The following is a 15,659-nucleotide window of genomic DNA, read 5'->3' as shown; positions in this document are numbered from 1 at the left end:
GCCACCTGCTGGATGAGTCTCAACGCCGCTCGCACCGCGATACATGACGCAGAGACTTTCGAAGCTTTGCATTTCCTCATGCATGCCAACTACGAGCTCGGAGAATCCGGCACCTTGCTTGCATGGCGTGACGATAGTCGGAAGAAGGCAAGCCAAGGTGGCCACAAGCGGCACGAACGGATGCAAGAAGAAAAGCAACGGGCCATTGAGCTCTATCGCGAGCACATCAGCCCCTCCCTCTCTGCGCAACAAGCCGCTCTTAAACTCCGCGACATGGGGGTGAACTACAACATTGGTGGCTTGGCGCGCCTAATTAGCGCCGAGCGGAAAGAGCGCATGTAACCGTCGCCATCGGCGTTCACGCCTTCATGATCGTATTCTGCTAAGCAGAATACGTGTCATCCTCGGTAGCGTGCGTTGCCTTCTGCCCAGCAGAGCGCGTGCGCTTCCTAGCTCAGTCTGCCGCTGCTCTGCATGGGCTCTTCCAACGGATGAGCCCCATTCCTATTCTCTTGCCATCGCAACGTTGCCCATAGAGAGCAAACAAGGCACACGATGGCTAAGAAGACCAAGAATCCGCTAAGGCCCCCGCTGCCCCAGGCGGCACAGACCCAACGCGCAGTCCGAGAAATTCCCGCTTCCTTGCCACTGGTTGGCCGGGGACGATGGAACGACATCGCCCCATTCGTCGGTGTCAGCCGCGAAACGTGGCGCCGCCTTGTATCCGAAGGAAGGGCCCCAGCCGCCCAACGGATCTCCGAACGCTGCACGCTCTATGACTTCGCATCCGTGCACGCCTGGATAAGCGACCCCGCAAACTTCGCCATAAAGGAAGCGCAATGACCTCGCCCGACAGCAACGCAAACGCATCTTGTACGAAGGCTGCCGCTCAGTTCCTTGCTCGGCTCGAAGCATGCGCGAGTCATGGTGCATGCATGCCCTATGGTGAGCTCTTCCGCCAAGTCGTCGCGCTCGGCGGTCTCCACCGACAAGAAGCCCAATCGTTCCTGCAGCACGTTCAGGACTCCCTTCACTTTGCACTGACAGGCCCCGCGAATCGCGGATTGACCAGTATCGAGGCCTCGGCGATTACGACCACGCTGCGGAAGTATCTCGACCATTGGGAGGACGCCCCTGATCCCTATAGCCTAGGGGACGTGCTACGCGACACCGTTACCGAATTGCTTTCCCATGCGCCACCTGGTGACACCCTCCCTACAGCGGGCGTTTGGCGCAGGGCAACGCAAGCCGTCCTGGTGGAGCAAGTTGGAGGAATGGTCATAGGCGGTCACCCCATGGATACCCCTTCGCATCCTGCAGAGCAACCACTGCGGCACGTGCATAAATTTGCATAAATCCTTGCACCGCTGCGACACCCTTCCGTGCCAATGCTGGCGCGGCAGAGCGGCACCTTGGTAGCTGCATGAAAACCACTCAATAAAGCGGGCGGGTGAGGCGGGGTCTCCACGGCGCGCGGCGGGATAACGCTCATGCGTCCCCTCACTCGCGTGCCAGGCCGCATAACGGCGCCTTGCGGGAGCCGAGGGCCGTATGCACTGTCGGCTTCGCAGCTGTTGCAGCGCGGGGCATGCCCCAGCGCCGGCTTGCTCCAGCTCGCTCGTTGTGGGGGATTCCAGCACAACACTAAGCCGTTGCCGGGCCGCAGCCGCTCTCTAGACACTGTCGTTGCTCTGAGCAGTACCGAGCAAATCCGAGCAACGTTGCTCGCTTCCATTAATCCCCTCTGATGAGGAACGCAGATGATTAGTTCGCACGCTGGAACGTCCACAGCATGCAGCGCTCATGGCCTTGCCCTTCACGGAGCTGGCGCATCGGCACCTGAACGGTTCATGCGCCTGCCGGAAGTCATGGCCGTTTGCGCCTTGCCCGCATCGTCCATATATGACGGCATGCGCCGAGGCGACTTTCCGAAGCCCGTGCCGCTGGCGGGCAAGAGCGTTGCCTGGCTCTCAAGCGAGATCCGGCAATGGATGGAATCCCGCATTGCGGCACGTCGGACGTAAATCAAGGACTCCCATGCATACGCACACAACCACCCTTCCCAAGAGCGTCCTCGACGCTTTGGAAACACACCAGCGCACCCGCGCTGCCTTCGAATCCGCCCGCGACAAAGTAGCTCGCCTTCGGGGCGAGCTGCAGAAGCATACGAAGGCAGCCGAGGCTGCCGATGCCGAGGCACTGGGTGCAAGAAGCGAGGCGGCAGCCTTGATGCGCGATACCGGCGCCTCCATGAAGCAAATCCGCGACCTCAAGAGCAAGGAGCGCGCCGCTTATACGCTGGCCGAGGACTACCGCGCCATCATTGCCGAAGTTCAGCTGGCGCTGGAAGAAGCCGAGCTCGAAGCGGGCCTTGCTAAAGGCACAGAATCCGCTGCCTACAGCGGCGTGGCGACAGCGTATGCGGAAGGGCTGTTCGAAGTGCTGGGTGACTCCCTGGCACCCCTACAACACGCAGTACAGGCACTCGCCCATGCATACGGACGCCAGGCTGTCGAATCTGGCGGTGCACCTTGGGAGCAGCGTGGCTATCGGTCAGCTCTTGATGCGGCGCTTGCACGCGCGCACAGCGCCATCTCCGCCGGCGTCAAAGCAGCGACGTTTGACGCTTCCCGAGATCCGGTGCTTTCCCTGGCTGAGAGGCCCAATGGCCTAGCGGACTTCAACGTCGTTTCCCCCGCCACGAAGCAGATGAAGCTGGCCGAGTTTGCAAGAAGGGCAGACGCCCTGCGCACCGCCGTCCGCAACGCCTGACAGCTTTTCCTCATGGAGATGAACATGCAAGTCGAGAAATGCCCGAAATGCCGCACCCTCAACGGACCCGAGGGCTTTGTCACCAACGCCGATGGCAAGAACGAACTGCTGTATCGCTGCGGGAACCATGCTTGCGAACACACGTTCTCCCGCCACTACCGCACGAACAACGGCCACGCTGAGCTCTACGCAGCAGGCCCGAACACTGTCATCGAAACCGACTGCTAAACGGCCATCGAAGGGCGGGCGCCACGTGAGGCCCGCCCTACCCTCTGGAGAATCCTAATGAAGATGAACTGCCCGCATTGCGGCGCCGTGGCTCATATTCGGTCGAGCCGCAAGGTTTCACGGATGACGCGCGAGCTCTACTGCCAATGCACGAACTTAACCTGCGGGCACACGTTCGTCGGCCTGGTGGAGGTGGTGCGCACGCTTTCGCCCAGCAGCAAACCGGATCCGGAGATTGCCATGCAGCTGGCCGCACGCTCTGGTGCCTGCGTAGACGCGTATATCGACGCCGGCACAAGCGTCCCGAATGCGCCGTCTCCGTCCCATTCGACCAGGATCTAGATAGCTTGACACCCCTTTCGAGATGATGAAGAATTCAGCCGTCGCCGAAACAACGGTGGCCGGGTGTGGAAACCCGAATAACACACGGCGGACAGCCGCCACTAGGCGGTATTTTTTCGTCCGTATGCCTTCGCGCGCCTTTTTCTATGGCGGGCCGGGCGGGGCAGCCTTCGGGCTGGCCGGTTGCCGTGTGTGCCGGTTTTCCACCCCCGCTGTCTGGCCCGCCACCCCTCACGTGGAAATGAGCGGCGGGCCTCCCCCAACACACGTGGAGGCCGCAATGCCTAATGTCCTCGCTCGTCCTGAGCAAACCGCTTTCCCCGAGATCCTTGCCATCGTGCGCGCTGCGCTGCGCGAAGCCATCGAGGCGCCCAGCGACCGCGCTTCGCTCGATGTCGTTGGCGCCGCGCTCGTTGCTGTTGCTGCTATCGCAAAAGCGGAGGTGGCCCATGCTTGAACGCCAGCAACCGGCACACCACCTCGCCCTCTGCCGCCAACACCGCATGATTGCTCAGCTCATGACGCAGGTGCGCCCTGCCAATACGCGGGCGAAGACAGAACTCAACGTAGCGATGGAACAGATTGGCGCATTGGGCGACTGCATCCGGGAAACCACACAAGACAGTTGCTATGCGTTGCTGCGCGTCAGCGCCGGGCTTGATGGCATTCTGCGCTTCCTCGACTTGCAGAGTGACCGATCGCCGGCACACCACAGTCTGCATTGCCTGCTGAGCCCTCTCAAACAACAATTGGATGAGGCCCTGAGCCGCGTCCACGACATGCTATGAGGGGCGCCATGCAGACACAGCAAAGCCCTGCCCTGCGTTCATGGTTTGATCAGCTCAAGCGCGACATCGACCTCCACGACCTGGCGGAGCGCCTTGAGCTCCGCAGGAGCGGCGCCAAGGGAAACTATCACAGCCCGCTTCACACGGATTCGAATCCCTCCCTTTCCATCTTTGACAACGGCCGCGCATGGAAAGATTGGTCTACCGAAGCCGGCGGTTCCTGCATCGACCTGGTGCGACATTGCCTCCCTGATGTCGCAGGCCCGTTGGATGCCGCAAAGCTTCTCGGCGAGTGGTACGGCATGCCGATGCCTGCTCCCGAGCAGCGTGCGCTGCCGACGAAGAAAAGCACCGAGGAATACATCGCAGACCGGGTTCGGATTGACCCGGCCCCGGTGATAGCTTACTTGGCCAGCCGCGGCATAGACGAGAGCGTAACGCGTCGCGCCATCAAGGCGGGCACGGTTGGGTGGAACGCCTGGCAGAGCCAGAAGATTCCTGTTGGTGAGGTTGGGCACGGCGGCCCAGCTGCCGCCTTCATTGTCCGGGAGTCAGGCACTGGCCGCGTCGTCGCCGTTGACCTGCGCTATGCAGACCCCGCAGCCAATGGCAACGTCAAGACGCAATGCCAGGGCGAAAAAATTGGGTACGGCTGGACGGCTGATGCCATGCGCCTGCGCCGCGCACATACGGTGTTCATCGTGGAAAGTCCCATTAATGCGCTGTCGGTGGAGTCCTGCCACCTGCCCGACGGCTGCGCCGCATTTGCCATCCGAGGAACCGCCAACGTCGACCGGATCGATTGGGCATTCTTGCGCGGCAAGCGCGTGCTGATTGCCCTCGATCACACCGATGCCGTCAACGAACGCACCGGGCAGCGCCCCGGCCTTGCGGCCGCATGGAAGCTTTCCGAGGCGCTGACCGCTGCCGATATTGGCTCCATGTTTGTTGACATGCAGGACTGGGAGGAAGGCGAGGACATCAACGATGTGTTGCAGCAGCATGGCGCTGATGAGCTCACCAAACGGCTCAAGCGCCTGGAGCCATGGCTCATTCCCGGCATGCCCGGCGGAGGCGAGCACATGGAAGGCACCCGCCGCGTCTTCCTGCCGAGCCATGACTTTGCGGTCTATTGGCGCTTCCGCGTGAAGGAGGACTTCACGCAGTTCGTGGAAAAGTACAAGGAGGGAGAAGGCGACGACAGCCAGCCGCGCCGAACAGAGGAATTGGGCGATCTGTGTTCGTTTCGAGTAGCCGGCTTTTCGCGCCTTCGTATTCAGAGCCATCTGGCCACCATCAACGGCACGCCGGACAACCAGCCGGAAACGGTATTTGGCATCAGCGCCCAGGTGCCGCGACACGGCGCCGTCCTACAGCGTGAAGTTGTAGGCAACGACAAGCTCTATAACCACGAATGGTGGCGCGGCAAGTTTGGGCACATCTGGATGCCCGCGCAGTTTTCCCGAATGGTCACCGTCCTAGAGCGTGCCGCTGACCTCGGCGCCCGAGACGTGGTGAACTTCGTTGGGCTGGCGTGGCGTGGCGGTGAGCTGGCCGCGCTGGAAGGCAGCGACTGCTACTTTATGGAGCCGCAGAAGCAATGCCTCTACTACAACATGACATTCCCGCGTGGAACGCGCCAGAACGCCCGCGCCGTCATTGCGGCTTATCAAGCGACCTTCCGGGGCAATGCGGCCGCTATCGGGCTCGTATGGGCCCTTGGCGCCCATCTCAAGACGGTTCTAGGGTTCTACCCTCATCTTCAAATGCAGGCCGAAAAGGGTTCAGGCAAATCGAAGCTATTGGAGAGTCTGCAAACTTCCCTTGCATTCCAAGTCCTGTCCGGCCAGATGCTGAAGACCGACCACCGCCGGCGCGCCTCCGTCTCATGGACCACGCATCCTGTTGGATGGGACGAATTTTCCAAGCTGCCGAAGGCCGTGCTTTCCGACATCGACGGCCTGCTGCAGTCCACCTACCGTTTCGAGTTCACACGCGTGGGCGCGGCACTAACGCCGTACCTGATGTGCGCGCCGGTGCTGCTGGCCGGCGAGGAAGTGGATGTTGAGAGCCTGCAATCGAAGATTTGCCGTACATCACTGGCCGTGGCTAAGCAGGGGGACATCATCCCGCACAGCCTGCCGCAGTTCCCCGTGTGGGAGTGGCTGCAGTTTCTCGCCGCCATCGAGCCGGCGCGCATCCGGGACCTGCATGCCGCCTTCCTGGCGGAATGCGTAAAGCGCAGCCGCGCTGAGGCAAGCGATGCGACCGCGCGGCGCATGATGGAGAACTATGCCGCTGTCATGACAGCGTGGGCGCTGCTGGCCGAATTCGCGGAGATCGACGTGGAGCAAGGCGGCTTCGTGGACGACCTGCTGGCCGAGATGAACGCACACATTGCAGACACCGACGGTACCCGGCTGCCTTGGGTCTGGATCATGGAAATCTTGTTGTCAGAGATCGCCGCGCGGCGATTCGAATTCCCCCGCTGCTGGGGCATCGTGGAGACCGACGACGGCAGCAAGGAAATGGCCCTCTTCGTGCGGCCGAGCCACATCATGGACCATATCTCGACAGCGCCACACCTGCGTCCGAAATTCGACGCGCTTCCTATCAAGACGGCCAGGATCTTCAAGCAACAACTGCTGCAATCCGGCGTTGTCCCGACACACGCAGGTAAGCTCTTGGATGATGTGGAAAGGCGCCAATACGGGCGGCGCCTAGCCCATATGACGGCCATCAGCGTGCCGCGCCTCGAACGACTTGGACTCCATGCCGTCCCTGAGCTCGAAGATGGGCAAATGCCGCCATAGTGGCGCGCTTCTGCCTTAGCTGCTAGGCCCGCTCTGCGCGGGCCTATTTTGTTTCAGTTGTGCCATCCAAGGATTGTTCGCCTTCGTCCTGGTATCCCGGATGACTGTCCCACCCACATTCACGGCAAGCCTCGAAGTAGGCCCCATCAGGCTGAATCTCGATATCAAAGAAGGTGCGCACGTTGCGTGACTTGCAACGTGGACATTGTTCGACGCGATCCGTGCGTTCCCGACTTAGCAAGCGGACATAATGCTTCACGATGGCGTCAACGGCATCAACGGCGATCAGGGCGGCAGTCTTGCTCGCGTTCCGATGATGCGTCAGCCAATTGACGAGGGGCCATGTCTTATCGGTGGTTGCCCTCAAATAGTTGCGCAGTTCATCGTTTCTTTCGCCAGGGCAAAGATGCCCAGTCAGTAGCCTGTTCCATGCCACGACGTCGGCGTCTTTGGGCCTCTCACCGTCCACAGGCACATCGACACGGCGCCGAATGGCGGCAACGAGTGAAATGAGGCATTCGCGTAGCTGCATGCCGACCGCCTGCAGGTCCACCGCTTCTACCGCCCGCTCCAACAAATCCATAGCCTGATTCTGACGCCGAAACACTTCATCGAATGGCGTCGGCTCCGGCTCGCCAGCACGTTCCGCATGACTCGCTACGCGCATCATTAGGCCAACGTGAAACGAAAGCGTGTAGTCCAGGCTGGGGAAGTGGCGTTGCGAATATAAGTTCGTCGGGTTAGTGATTACCCACCAACGGTCCTTGTTGGTCGCCACGTCCCAGATCTCATAAGGCTGGCCCACGACGTACTCGGTCTTCACGCGCTCTACGTTCTGCACTGCCTCATCGCGCGCTTGGCTCTCTACATAGTCGGCAATGTCCTTTTCTGCGTAGTAGTCACGTTCAGGGCTGTACCGTCCCAGTTGGTCCGCGGGCAACGGATGGTCGGGCGGCAGGACACAGTCCCCTTGTGGCTTGTCGGGTGCGGCTTCTTCAATCATTGGAATCCAGGGTTTCGCTGTGCAGTTGCAAGTCATCCGTCGGAACCGTTCCCCGCTGCCATGGCGGCGAGCCAAGCAACTTTACCAGTGCCATTGGGTGGCGGGGAATCTGAAAAATCTTGTGGCTCCGTGCGTCTTGCTCCGTAACCCTTTGATTAATAAGGAAACTAGCACCACAGCCTTGCTCAGATCTGCCACGATTTGCCTTCTTTCTGCCACACCACCCTCTTGGCGTCCCTTCTTTTTCTTTTCCTTTTTCCTTTTAAAATCAAGGAGAAAGAGAAAGAAAGCGGAGAACAAGCAAACAGCAGGCTGCCACAGCTTCAGGGCATTGCCTATTTTTTGTGCCACGGAATGACCGGGCTGCCACACGTCATTTCGTGGGACCAAAGCCGGAGCTAACTTGTTGATATATATGGGATTGGGAGTACCTAGGCACGCATTACCACGGACCCACGCAATTTTTCACCAGTGTGCGCCGTCCTCAAGCTAGCTCAATAGAGACTCTAGAGTTACGGACGCCTGAGGCACCCTCTCTTGCATTAACATCAATAGCCATGTCCCTATCACCGCGTGACCTTTCAGCAAGGCACTAGATGTTCAAGAACGGCAAACCAAGCACTCATATACGGCGCGAACTCGAAGTCGCGAAGGCGAAAGCAATCCAAGGGAGCTACGTGCTTTTTTTTCGCTGCTCCGCTTGGACGAGGCGTCACCGCGCAAAGCTCGGCTTGGCTACGTCCATGACGCTAGTCGCAGTTAGTAGCTTCGGTGTCGCCCCCCTTCAAAAGTTGTTGCATCCAATATTCACCGACACCGCGAAATTGAGCGCCCTCCAAGCGCTATTGACTTCAATTGGAGGAGCCTTACTAGGGGCAACAGCTATCGCATTCTCTCTCGTTCTCTTCGCCATGCAAGTGAACGTCGAGCGCGTTCCCCACGGGTTGTTTCGCAGACTCAGCGCCGACTTGCGACTATTGGGCTCATTCGTCAGTTCTTTCTTGCTTGCCGTGACGGTTGCAACCCTCTCTCTTGTAGCCACCTCTCAGAATGTGGGCGCCGTCGTGTTTGTAGCCTGTCTGTGCACCGCAGGAATCGTCTTCCTCTTTCTTTCTGCCTATAGTCGAGCGCTCCTTCTAATCAATCCGGCTCAACAACTTCGCATCGCTGTTGCCAGGGCAGAGCGAGACCTGAGGAGTTGGGGAAAGCACGCGGATCGAGCGACCCTACTGCACGAAGCAGTAGAAGCAGAGGCCACCGGCCCCTTTCCGACCAACGACAATCCTAGGGTCGTTTTTTTTCGTGCAAACCAAGGATGGGATGCAGTCGCCAAAGAATCAATGGACCACGCCATCGCCTACGCACGGCGATATTCCGAACAGGGTGACCATGATATTGCGGACGTAGCGCTGAATGCAGTCCTTGCTATCAACGTAACTTATGTCCAAGTTAAGGGGAGGACATTCTTCGGTCGAAATGCCCTCTTTGACAGCCCACTTTCGACCGACGGATTCATTAACAAAACGCTCGAACTCTTACGACATACCTTTCGTATTGGGCTGAGCCGAGGGGATGAAAGACAGATAGAGCAGACCCTTCAAGCCTTCACCGCTCTCGTTGGGACTTACCTTTCCATAAAATATCCGGGCGCAGGTACGTCGCGCGCACATCCCCACTTAGCAGCTCGCTATCTCGCAGACGCCGTCCAGGAACTTGGTGGCCACAATATGCCAAATGCGATGATGGAGGGTCTGAGGTTAATGGGCAAAGCGGCACAGGCATTCCTATACAACTCGGAACCTTCAGACGCCACCTCGCTTACGCAAAAGATCTCAACCCTTTCGGCGATCGGAGCTGTCAAGAGCGGGCATGAGCCAGTCACCCTAGTAGCCTTCGAGCAACTCGCTACGCTAACGTTTGATCTTCTGCGCACGTCGCACCGGGATATTCGATGGGCCGCTGAGCAGTTGCAACTTAACGTTTTCCACGCGACAAAGTTTGTCCTTTCGCTCCAAGGTGATTCCAGCACTTTTGACCATAGCGCTTACCTTGCGCCCTACTATTCGAGCACTAGCTACACCTCCTTACGCGCAAAGCTGACGCAGTTGGTGAACGCTGTACTAGTCTTGGAAGCCGACAATCAAGACGGACGTCGAGTTGTGCAGCACATACGCATTTGGTCAAATGACCTTCACCGCTACGAGAAGGACCTGTTGCTCTTGGCATTTGCGCACAAGTCCCAATTCGCTCTCGACATGCTGCAATGGATCACAGGGACTACAGAACTCCTGCTAGCGCTCTCGACTGCGCAGACTTGCGATGAGTCGTCCAGTTCCGCACTGCAAAAAAACGCTCTTTGGCTGATCTCCACACTTACATTCCTTCCCCAAGATGCGGAAACGGTGCGATCCCTCGAGGCATACTCGTTCTCAGAGCTCTTGTTTGAGACGGCACAGTCCGCACACAAATACAACTGCCCAAAAATCGTAAATGCGTTGGTTAAGCAGTTGGTGTGCTGGGCAGTCCTGGCAGGCAAACACAGAAACGGGTTTAACACGATGGAGAGCGCCCTCTATGCAGCCATCTGCCTTCAGCTTGCCGCCGGGGCAGACATGGGTAGCGTAGTGCAACCTCTCACCTTGGAACTGTCAAAGCCCAACGGCCCGGAAGAGGAAATTCGGTCCCGTGCCGCACGCTCAATGGCCCAAAAGGCTTGCCAAGCCCTCCTTGACACCTTCGAGTTCTCAAGCATTGAGAAAGCCATGGCCAATGCGGATAGAGCCGCGCTCCGCAGCGCCCTTGTTCAAGTTGCAAATGTACTGTCTCCCGCCGCCGCAGACGTTAAACAACGACCGGTAGAACCTTGAAGCATGTAGCTTCTTGGAAAGCGGTCTTGTCGCGAGACAAGGATCAAAAAATGCCCGCCAGTCTGGCGGGCTTAGTACAAATATGGGCAACTATGACAGCCAGTCTTCTAACTGGCCGGCTAAATCATTCGGAGTAGTTCGGGAATATGAGAGCACTCCCATATCCTGAACTTCCTCCAGCAACTCATTGGTCTTAGCGCCAATCACGACATCTACTGGGGTCTCGGGGCTAGGGAGCACCACGAACAAGGCCGGGAGGGCATCTCGCCTGTTGGTGAGATTGTGGGCAACTACGACATCCTTGAGGGACTTGTAGATATGTCTCTCCACAGTATGCATATTCACATATCGAGCGGACAGAATGTTTCCGTAGCTTCTACCATTGTCGAGCTCAACGTGAAGCTTCTTTGTGCCAATCGTTAGTTCACGATTTGGAAGAAACACTTTGCCAGCAATACTGCTGACCGCCCTACGCATCTCCGCATACGCCCAGTCATCATCCATAGCTGGCGCGCGCGGCACCACATCTGCCCACAGAGCACCAGCTTGCCGCTTAAGCAAGCTCGTCAACTCGTTTTCGATATGATCGGTAGCAAGGTAACCACAGCGCACGATCCGGATATGCGGCGTGCCGGTCGTGGCTTTGGAAAGGCTTCCGTGTGAGCTGGCGACGAGCGCGCTTTCGGCTCCTTTGACCAGGTCACGAATATCTGTTCCGCTGAGAGCATCACCGTAGAGTGCTGAGAGCTTGGTGAACGCTGGCAACCAGCGTAGCAACGGGCGTTCATCTCCCCTGATAGCAGCAGCGACTCCGATGACAAAGTCTTGCTGGCTGCCGAGGTCGGGACGAAAGACAAGAGTAGCCCACTCGCCCGAAAATACGGGTTCACGTACTGCCGTCGCCCGGGAAAGTAGAAGAGAGAGGTCCATCAGAGTAGGCGCCCACAGGCTTGCGCAAGCGTCCCATTGCTGGAGCGCGCGCTCATGTATTCGACGATTGTCTCAATCTGGTCAGAGTCTAGGAGACCGACCAAGTTCTGGCGCAGTTCGTCCGACACGGAATGCCAAAGCTCCTGCGTAGCGAGGCCCTCTCGCAAGACTGATGTGTACCAAGCCGGAAGTTGTGATGCCGTCATTTCCCTTTCGGCCATCAGATGTAGTTGATTTGTGGCTCTGTCATCTGGCCAAGAGGAATGCCAGTAAGGCCCTCCCCCTACGGACCCCTGGTCGATGGCCACGTACTTCATATCATCCAAATAAAGAAAGTTCGCGTCACTTCGGTCACTGTTACCGGTGATGTGGTCCACACCGGCGAGCATGTGAGCGAACTTGCTCTTGAAGAATGCTGCGAGCTGGTTCTGCTCGAAACTGGCAAGACGACGCAAGAAACGGAATGGCCTGGCGCTCTGCACAAGCGTCGCTACCCAGCAAACTGCTAAGCCTGTACCTTTGTCGACATAGGGACTGAGGTCAATTTCAAACGCGGGCAATATAGCCTGAGGTAGCAAAATTACAGCGCCTTTTGCTGGCTGGGGGACCCCACGAATTGCGTTTGCCGTAAAGCCAACCACTTCGTTTGCCACGCCGCATGAGTCTGTCGGGTAGAGCTTGATAACCGCGTCTTCCGCTTCATCGCAGCCGGGCCAAAGAATGCGCCCCACAAAAACCGGTTGGGCACCCTCCCTATGGCCCTCATCGTGGGCGCTTATCCAGGCTGAAAAGCCACAGTACGCATCCGCCTGCAAGACGCTAATCAAGGCCGCTCCTGAAGTCCTACCGCCCAACGGTACCGTGGCGGCTCAAAGAAGTTACGCATTAGACACTAATCGCGTCTAGCAGCATATTTTCATCGGTTAAAGGTGTGGGAGCAAGGACATCGACAAGGGTTTTTGGGGTATGCAATAGGGTATGAAGCCACCGTCTCAGACCAAACACCAAGGATTTACGGGCCAAAAAGAGAACTTTTCGATTCCTCTCTTCACCAGAATTCAGGGCCCAGCCCCCACAAACCCGGACAGCGTCACGCTCCCCGGGTTTTTTGTTGCCTGTGTTGTGGCGATGGCGGCGGCAATGCCACCGGCTGGCGCCCCAGCCGTTGCGCCCACCAGTAGCGGAAGGGGTGTTCCAGATCGGGATAGAGCACCGGCTGGCTGAAGCAGCCGGCACGCTTCATCAGGAGATAGGCGGCAAGCATGGCCGCCCAGAAAGCTAGCAGTTCCACGATCACGGCCGCCGCGGGTTTCGGGGCGGCCGTTTTCATTATAGGTAGCCGCGCCGGCATGGGGCCGATGGCGCACCCCGTGGATACCCTAGGCGCCCGCCGCCGCCCAGCTCGGCTCAGTACACCTCCGGCACGATCATTTCCCGCGGCACCGGCTGGCGCACGTAGTCCTCGTGGCGTTCGCGGCCCGGCAGCACCACCGTGGGCGCCTCCACTTCGGCATACGGCACCTGGCTCAGCAGGTGGTGGATGCAGTTCAGCCGCGCGCGCTTCTTGTCGTCGGCCTGCACCACCCACCACGGTGCCTCGGCGATATGGGTGCGCTCGAGCATGATCTCCTTGGCCCGCGTGTAGTCTTCCCAGCGGCGCTGCGATTCCAGGTCCATCGGGCTCAGCTTCCACTGCTTGAGCGGGTCGTGGATGCGGCTGAGGAAGCGCAGGCGCTGCTCGTCGTGCGTGATCGAGAACCAGTACTTGATGACCTGGATGCCGGAGCGCACCAGCATCTTCTCGAACTCGGGCACGGAGCGGAAGAACTCTTCGTACTGGTCGTCGGTACAGAAGCCCATCACGCGCTCGACGCCGGCGCGGTTGTACCAGCTGCGGTCGAACAGCACGATCTCGCCGGCGGCGGGCAGCTGCGCGACGTAGCGCTGGAAATACCACTGGGTCCGTTCGCGGTCGTTGGGCGCGGGCAGCGCGGCGACGCGGCAGACGCGCGGGTTCAGGCGCTGGGTAATGCGCTTGATCACGCCGCCCTTGCCGGCGGCATCGCGCCCCTCGAACAGGATCACCACCTTGTGCCCGGTGGCGGCGACCCAGCTCTGCAGCCGCACCAGTTCGCCCTGCAGCCGGAACAGCTCGCGGAAATAGCGCCGGCGGCTGTCCTGCTCAGCCTGGTCGTCCAGGTGCACCGGGTCGCCGAAGGCCTCGCTGGCCTCGCGGTCGTCCAGCTCCAGTTCGATCTCTTCGTCGTAGTAGTCGGCCACCTCGTTGTGGATGCGCCGCACCAGCTCTGCTTCGCCCGGTCTCATCTGATCTGCTCTCCCTGTGGATACAACGCGGTCGCGGCGATGCTGGCATGCCTGTGTTGCAGCCGCGTGAAGGCGGGGCCGGCTGCGCGCCCGGCCCCGCCACCGGTGGTATGTGAGACCAGAATACGCCGCTTTGCTCCCTGACGCGGGCTACGCCGCAGGGTTGATGTTGTGGTTATGCCGGAACAGGTTGTCCGGGTCGTAGCGCCGCTTCACCGCCACCAGCCGGTCGTAGTTGGGACCATAGGCCGCGCCGACGCGGTCGCTCTCCTCCTGCGTCAGGAAGTTGACGTACACGCTGCCCAGCGCATAGGGCGCCGCCGCGCGGAACACCTCGCGCGCCCAGCCGATGCACTTGTCGTCGTCGGCGGCGCTGTCCCAGCGGCCGTGCAGGTTCATGATGAACTTGGCATCGCGGTTGGCGTAGGCGGTGGCATCGGGCGCGACGCGGTTGGTCTGCCCGCCCATCGCGCCGATAAAGACCTCGCATTGCGGCGACGGCAGCTTGCCGATCTGCTCGATCAGCATCGTGATCAGCCCGTCGTCCAGGCCCGCGAAGTTGTGCGACTTCCAGTAGTTGCGCGCACCGGGCGTCAGCAGCGGGTCGAAGGCCTGCTGCCACGCGGCCAGCGGCATCGGCCCCACATGCTCGCCATAAGGCGTGCCGAGCTTGCGCAACGGCTCGACCAGTTCCGGCCCTTTGTCCGGCGGACCGATATAGCAGATGGCCAGCGCCGCAATGGGCTTGCCGTGCGCCTCCGGCGGCAGGAACGGCAGCGGCGGCGCCTGGCGCAGCACCACCCAGACGGTCAGTTCGTCGGGCATCGATTCATACAGTTCGCGATAGGCCGGCAGCACGCTCGCCGCCTGCTCCAGCGGATAGACGATCAATCCGCCATAGACCTCGGGTCCGACCGGATGCAGCCGGAACTCGAACATCGTCACCACGCCGAAATTGCCGCCGCCGCCGCGCAGCGCCCAGAACAGGTCGGCGTTCTCGTCGCTGCTGGCACGCACCAGCTTGCCGTCGGCGGTGACGACCTGCGCCGACACCAGGTTGTCGACGGTGGTGCCGAACTTGCGGCTGAGCCAGCCGAAGCCGCCGCCCAGCGTCAGCCCGGCCACGCCGGTGGTGGAATTGATGCCCAGCGGCGTGGCCAGGCCGTGTGCCTGCGCTTCATGGTCGAAGTCGCGCAGCGTCGCGCCGGGCTCTACCCAGGCGCGTTGCGCGTGGGGATCGACGCGCACCGAGCGCATCAGCGACAGGTCCAGCACCATGCCGCTCTCGCAGATCGCCAGTCCGCCGATATTGTGCCCGCCGGCGCGTATCGCCAGCAGCACGCCGTGGTCGCGCGCGAAGTTCACCGCCGCGGCAACGTCGGCAGCGCCCGCGGCCTGCACGATCCACTGCGGGTGGCGATCGATCATCGCGTTCCAGATCCGGCGCGCGTCGTCGTAGCCGCCGTCGCCCGGTTGCAGCAAGCGTCCGCGCAGTTGCGCCTTGAGTGCCTCAATATGTTCCTGCGATGGCTGGGCCATGATCTGCCTCCCGATGCTGGTTGGAAACATCGGATGGCACGCGGCGTCAGCA

The 15,659-nt window shown here is 60.0% G+C and carries 17 protein-coding genes; 10 read left to right on the top strand and 7 right to left on the bottom strand.

What is annotated here, in order from left to right; genetic code table 11:
• The 9 genes from CBM2594_RS05770 to CBM2594_RS05735 all read left to right on the top strand — a co-directional run.
• Positions 1 to 342: hypothetical protein (locus CBM2594_RS05770; protein WP_232346568.1), on the top strand; the 342-nt coding region annotated here is incomplete at its 5' end.
• 497 nt (positions 343 to 839) lie between these two features.
• Entirely contained in the window at positions 840 to 1,355 is a 516-nt protein-coding gene (locus CBM2594_RS26800) for a hypothetical protein (protein WP_232346567.1), read from the top strand.
• Between the two features lie 405 nt (positions 1,356 to 1,760).
• Positions 1,761 to 2,024: an AlpA family transcriptional regulator gene (locus tag CBM2594_RS26795; protein WP_116356002.1), complete on the top strand. Its 264-nt coding sequence runs from the start codon at positions 1,761 to 1,763 to the stop codon at positions 2,022 to 2,024.
• 13 nt (positions 2,025 to 2,037) lie between these two features.
• Positions 2,038 to 2,772, top strand: a complete 735-nt coding sequence (locus tag CBM2594_RS05760) for a hypothetical protein (protein ID WP_116356001.1) — start codon at positions 2,038 to 2,040, stop codon at positions 2,770 to 2,772.
• 24 nt (positions 2,773 to 2,796) lie between these two features.
• Entirely contained in the window at positions 2,797 to 3,000 is a 204-nt protein-coding gene (locus tag CBM2594_RS05755; RefSeq protein WP_116356000.1) for a hypothetical protein, read from the top strand.
• A gap of 57 nt (positions 3,001 to 3,057) precedes the next feature.
• Positions 3,058 to 3,342, top strand: a complete 285-nt coding sequence (locus tag CBM2594_RS05750) for an ogr/Delta-like zinc finger family protein (protein WP_116355999.1) — start codon at positions 3,058 to 3,060, stop codon at positions 3,340 to 3,342.
• A 280-nt stretch (positions 3,343 to 3,622) separates the two neighbouring features.
• Entirely contained in the window at positions 3,623 to 3,799 is a 177-nt protein-coding gene (locus tag CBM2594_RS05745; RefSeq protein ID WP_198048097.1) for a hypothetical protein, read from the top strand.
• Complete coding sequence (locus CBM2594_RS05740) at positions 3,792 to 4,130, top strand: DUF1484 family protein (RefSeq protein ID WP_116355998.1); 339 nt, start codon at positions 3,792 to 3,794, stop codon at positions 4,128 to 4,130. The genes CBM2594_RS05745 and CBM2594_RS05740 overlap by 8 nt, the downstream gene beginning before the upstream one ends.
• A gap of 8 nt (positions 4,131 to 4,138) precedes the next feature.
• Positions 4,139 to 6,943 (top strand): toprim domain-containing protein, encoded by a 2,805-nt coding sequence (locus tag CBM2594_RS05735; RefSeq protein WP_116357703.1) that lies wholly within the window; start codon positions 4,139 to 4,141, stop codon positions 6,941 to 6,943.
• A 43-nt stretch (positions 6,944 to 6,986) separates the two neighbouring features.
• Here the strand turns inward: CBM2594_RS05735 and CBM2594_RS05730 are convergent, their stop codons facing one another.
• Positions 6,987 to 7,946 carry a gamma-glutamylcyclotransferase gene (locus CBM2594_RS05730; RefSeq protein ID WP_116355997.1) on the bottom strand — a complete coding sequence of 320 codons (960 nt, stop codon included), beginning with the start codon at positions 7,944 to 7,946 and terminating at the stop codon, positions 6,987 to 6,989.
• Between the two features lie 81 nt (positions 7,947 to 8,027).
• Positions 8,028 to 8,318, bottom strand: coding sequence for a hypothetical protein (locus CBM2594_RS05725; protein ID WP_147310403.1), 291 nt, complete (start codon positions 8,316 to 8,318; stop codon positions 8,028 to 8,030).
• Between the two features lie 371 nt (positions 8,319 to 8,689).
• Here CBM2594_RS05725 and CBM2594_RS05720 point away from each other — a divergent pair, with 371 nt between their 5' ends.
• Complete coding sequence (locus tag CBM2594_RS05720) at positions 8,690 to 10,813, top strand: DUF2254 domain-containing protein (RefSeq protein WP_147310402.1); 2,124 nt, start codon at positions 8,690 to 8,692, stop codon at positions 10,811 to 10,813.
• 90 nt (positions 10,814 to 10,903) lie between these two features.
• Here CBM2594_RS05720 and CBM2594_RS05715 read toward each other — a convergent pair whose 3' ends face one another.
• The 5 genes from CBM2594_RS05715 to CBM2594_RS05695 all read right to left on the bottom strand — a co-directional run bounded on the left by CBM2594_RS05715 (position 10,904) and on the right by CBM2594_RS05695 (position 15,607).
• Positions 10,904 to 11,743 carry a hypothetical protein gene (locus CBM2594_RS05715; protein WP_116355995.1) on the bottom strand — a complete coding sequence of 280 codons (840 nt, stop codon included), beginning with the start codon at positions 11,741 to 11,743 and terminating at the stop codon, positions 10,904 to 10,906.
• Entirely contained in the window at positions 11,743 to 12,570 is an 828-nt protein-coding gene (locus CBM2594_RS05710; protein ID WP_116355994.1) for a hypothetical protein, read from the bottom strand. The genes CBM2594_RS05715 and CBM2594_RS05710 overlap by 1 nt, the downstream gene beginning before the upstream one ends.
• Positions 12,571 to 12,833: 263 nt before the next feature.
• Complete coding sequence (locus tag CBM2594_RS05705; RefSeq protein WP_116355993.1) at positions 12,834 to 13,073, bottom strand: hypothetical protein; 240 nt, start codon at positions 13,071 to 13,073, stop codon at positions 12,834 to 12,836.
• Between the two features lie 77 nt (positions 13,074 to 13,150).
• On the bottom strand, positions 13,151 to 14,068 hold the full coding sequence (ppk2, locus tag CBM2594_RS05700) for a polyphosphate kinase 2 (RefSeq protein WP_116355992.1): 918 nt from the start codon (positions 14,066 to 14,068) through the stop codon (positions 13,151 to 13,153).
• Between the two features lie 150 nt (positions 14,069 to 14,218).
• Positions 14,219 to 15,607, bottom strand: a complete 1,389-nt coding sequence (locus tag CBM2594_RS05695; RefSeq protein WP_116355991.1) for an FAD-binding oxidoreductase — start codon at positions 15,605 to 15,607, stop codon at positions 14,219 to 14,221.
• Positions 15,608 to 15,659: the final 52 nt, after the last annotated feature.

The organism is Cupriavidus taiwanensis, assembly GCF_900249755.1.
Lineage (GTDB): Bacteria > Pseudomonadota > Gammaproteobacteria > Burkholderiales > Burkholderiaceae > Cupriavidus > Cupriavidus taiwanensis_D.
This window is presented reverse-complemented; position numbering and strand designations above follow the sequence as displayed.